The following is a 2,432-nucleotide window of genomic DNA, read 5'->3' on the forward strand; positions in this document are numbered from 1 at the left end:
TGTGGCGGCGAGGTTGAGATGTCCGTTCCGGCGCAAAGTTGAAGTGTCACTTTGTGCTTCGACGCGGCACGACAATCAGCCCCGATCTGACCGGCTGATCCCGGTTGCAAGATCAGATCGGGGCGGGTGAGGGGCACCCTCCGGCTTTAGCTTTCTCACTGGCAATTGTTCTGTCGCCGGTTGATACTCGCGTGCACCTGCATGGGGCGGGGTAGGGATTAAAGCCGCACGATGCTTCCGGAAATTAAACTGCAAGGTGACGTCGATGCCGCCGCGCTGTCACCGCTTCTTCGCGGCATGCTTCTTTCGGTTGCCTATGCTGACGGTGAGGGGGGCATAGGATTGACGGCGACCGGCGCCATGAACCGCAAGTTCGTGCATTGGGCCGCAGTAAACTTCCTCTGGCCAGGCTTCACAGCAGAAGACCTCTACAGCATGAATAAGGTGCTCAATGAAAGCGACATGCCGCCGCTCTGGGTCGTGAGCGACATGGTCCGTCATCTAAAGCTCCTTCGCCGGAAAAAGAATGTGCTGCTGCCAACCAGACGCGGCCGAGAGTTTCTGGTGAAACCACAATCCTTCTTCGATCTGGTCGCCACGGATTATCTCTATTCGTATGTCCACGCCACCGAACGGGAGGAAGAGGTCCGAGCGCGGTTACGCTGGTGGCGCATGTTCCTCAATCTTCTCAATATCAAGGCCAGAAAGGGGTGCACTCCAATGGACGTTGTGCAAATCCTCTATCCAGACCTCGCGCCTCTGTCGGACACCGAATTGACCCTAGAGGCCTGGAAGCTGAAATCCGATCTCAAGTATGGCGTCTTCCGACGCTTATGCTGGCTCGGCTTGCTCTATGAGGCACGAGAGGGGCTCACGCTTCTCCAGGATGGATCCTTCCACAAGACGCCACTTTGGGCAGCTTGCCTGCAGTTGGAATCGGATACGCAAAGCGACATCGGCATGCATTGACGATCTTTATTCCGCCGCTGGCTGCCTCATTAACGCTTTCTCTCGCCGCGCAATCACCGCCGGATCACTCATGACATCCGTCTTGCGACCCGGCTTGCGACCACGCGGCGTGTAGCCGTTCTTCTCGCTATTGGTCTTCACGACTGGCTTCACCTGCTGGTCTTGGCGCTCCTTGACGTAAGCCAGAATATCACCAAGCCGCTTGTTCTCGGTGATCGCCGCATGCGTCACTCGCTGGTCCATGTCGAACATCGTATAGGGCAGGGAATACCCCTTCCAGCGCACATCAAGGCGACCATCGGCATAGGCATAGGTCTCGACATAGCGTCCGACCAAACCACGCGTCACCTCGGTCTCCTCCAGCATGATCCGCTTGCGTTCATACGAAAACGTCAGCTGCGATCCGACATAGCGCTGCTCGCGCTTGCACAAGATCCCTTCCAGTCGATCCGACGCCAGATTCAGCGGCCGGTGCAGGTCGTCGGGCCGGGCAGGGATGATCGCAAAGCGCGCATTGTAGTCCTCCACGAAGTCCGGCAAAAACGCATTGCCTGCCTCCATATTGTCGATGCCAGCCAGCCTTAATTCCTTGACCAGCCGATCCTGCAGCGTCCGATTCATCCGCTCGACACGGCCCTTGGCCTGGCTGGAATTTGCGCAGAGAATCTCGATGTTTAGCTCGCAAAGCGCACGCCCGAACTGGGTCATGCCCTGACCGCCTTTGGCATCCTTCTTCGCCACCCGGAACACTGAATGCTTGTCCGAGTAGAAGGCAATCGGTGCGCCATGACGCTTGAGATACAGCTCCAATGCTTCGAAATAGGTGAAGGCGCTTTCCGAACGCACGAAGCGCAATTGCATCAACTTGCCGGTCGCATCGTCGACGAACACCAGCAGCGAGCAAGGCGGTCCGCGATCCTCGAACCAGCGATGCTCCGACCCGTCAATCTGCACCAACTCGCCATAGGCCTCGCGCCGCAGCCGCGGCTGATGAAACGTCCGTCGCTGCTTGCGTGACAGCCAAAGTCCCGCATCGACCATCCAGCTTCGCAATGTCTCACGCGACACGCGCAATCCATCGCGTTCGGCAAGCTTCTCGGCCGCCAGCGTCGGACCGAAGTCCGCATAGCGTTCGCGAACCAGCGTCACCGCGTAATCGCGAACACCATCGCTGATCCGATTGTTCGACGGCCGGCCAATCGCCTTGTGTCTGATCGATGCCGCGCCGCCCGTGCTGATCCGATCCAGCAGCCGACGCACCTGGCGCGTGCTCAGATCAAGCACATGCGCCGCCGACACCAGCGTCATGCGTCCGGCCATCACCTTCGACAAAATCTCGATCCGCTGCAGATCGCGCCCGCTCATCGTTATCAATCCCATCCGCAATCTCCGCCGTCATCAAAACCCGGGGAGAGTGACATTCCAACTTTGCAGAAACAGGACACTTCAACATTGCGGCTACA

2 protein-coding genes are annotated in these 2,432 nt (G+C 58.3%); one reads left to right on the top strand and one right to left on the bottom strand.

Annotated elements, in window-relative coordinates; translation table 11 throughout:
• The first annotated feature begins 231 nt into the window (after positions 1-231).
• A complete protein-coding gene (locus tag J2046_RS33550; RefSeq protein WP_210059125.1) occupies positions 232-969 on the top strand; it encodes a hypothetical protein in 738 nt (245 codons plus the stop codon).
• A gap of 6 nt (positions 970-975) precedes the next feature.
• Here J2046_RS33550 and J2046_RS33555 read toward each other — a convergent pair whose 3' ends face one another.
• Positions 976-2,349, bottom strand: coding sequence for an ISNCY family transposase (locus J2046_RS33555; protein WP_210059126.1), 1,374 nt, complete (start codon positions 2,347-2,349; stop codon positions 976-978).
• Positions 2,350-2,432: the final 83 nt, after the last annotated feature.

The organism is Neorhizobium petrolearium, from assembly GCF_017873175.1.
In the GTDB taxonomy this organism is placed as follows: domain Bacteria; phylum Pseudomonadota; class Alphaproteobacteria; order Rhizobiales; family Rhizobiaceae; genus Neorhizobium; species Neorhizobium petrolearium.

Coding starts and splice junctions, on each gene's coding strand:
- J2046_RS33550 (WP_210059125.1), top strand. CDS start 232: ATGCTTCCGGAAATTAAACTGCAAGGTGACGTCGATGCCGCCGCGCTG.
- J2046_RS33555 (WP_210059126.1), bottom strand. CDS start 2,349: ATGGGATTGATAACGATGAGCGGGCGCGATCTGCAGCGGATCGAGATT.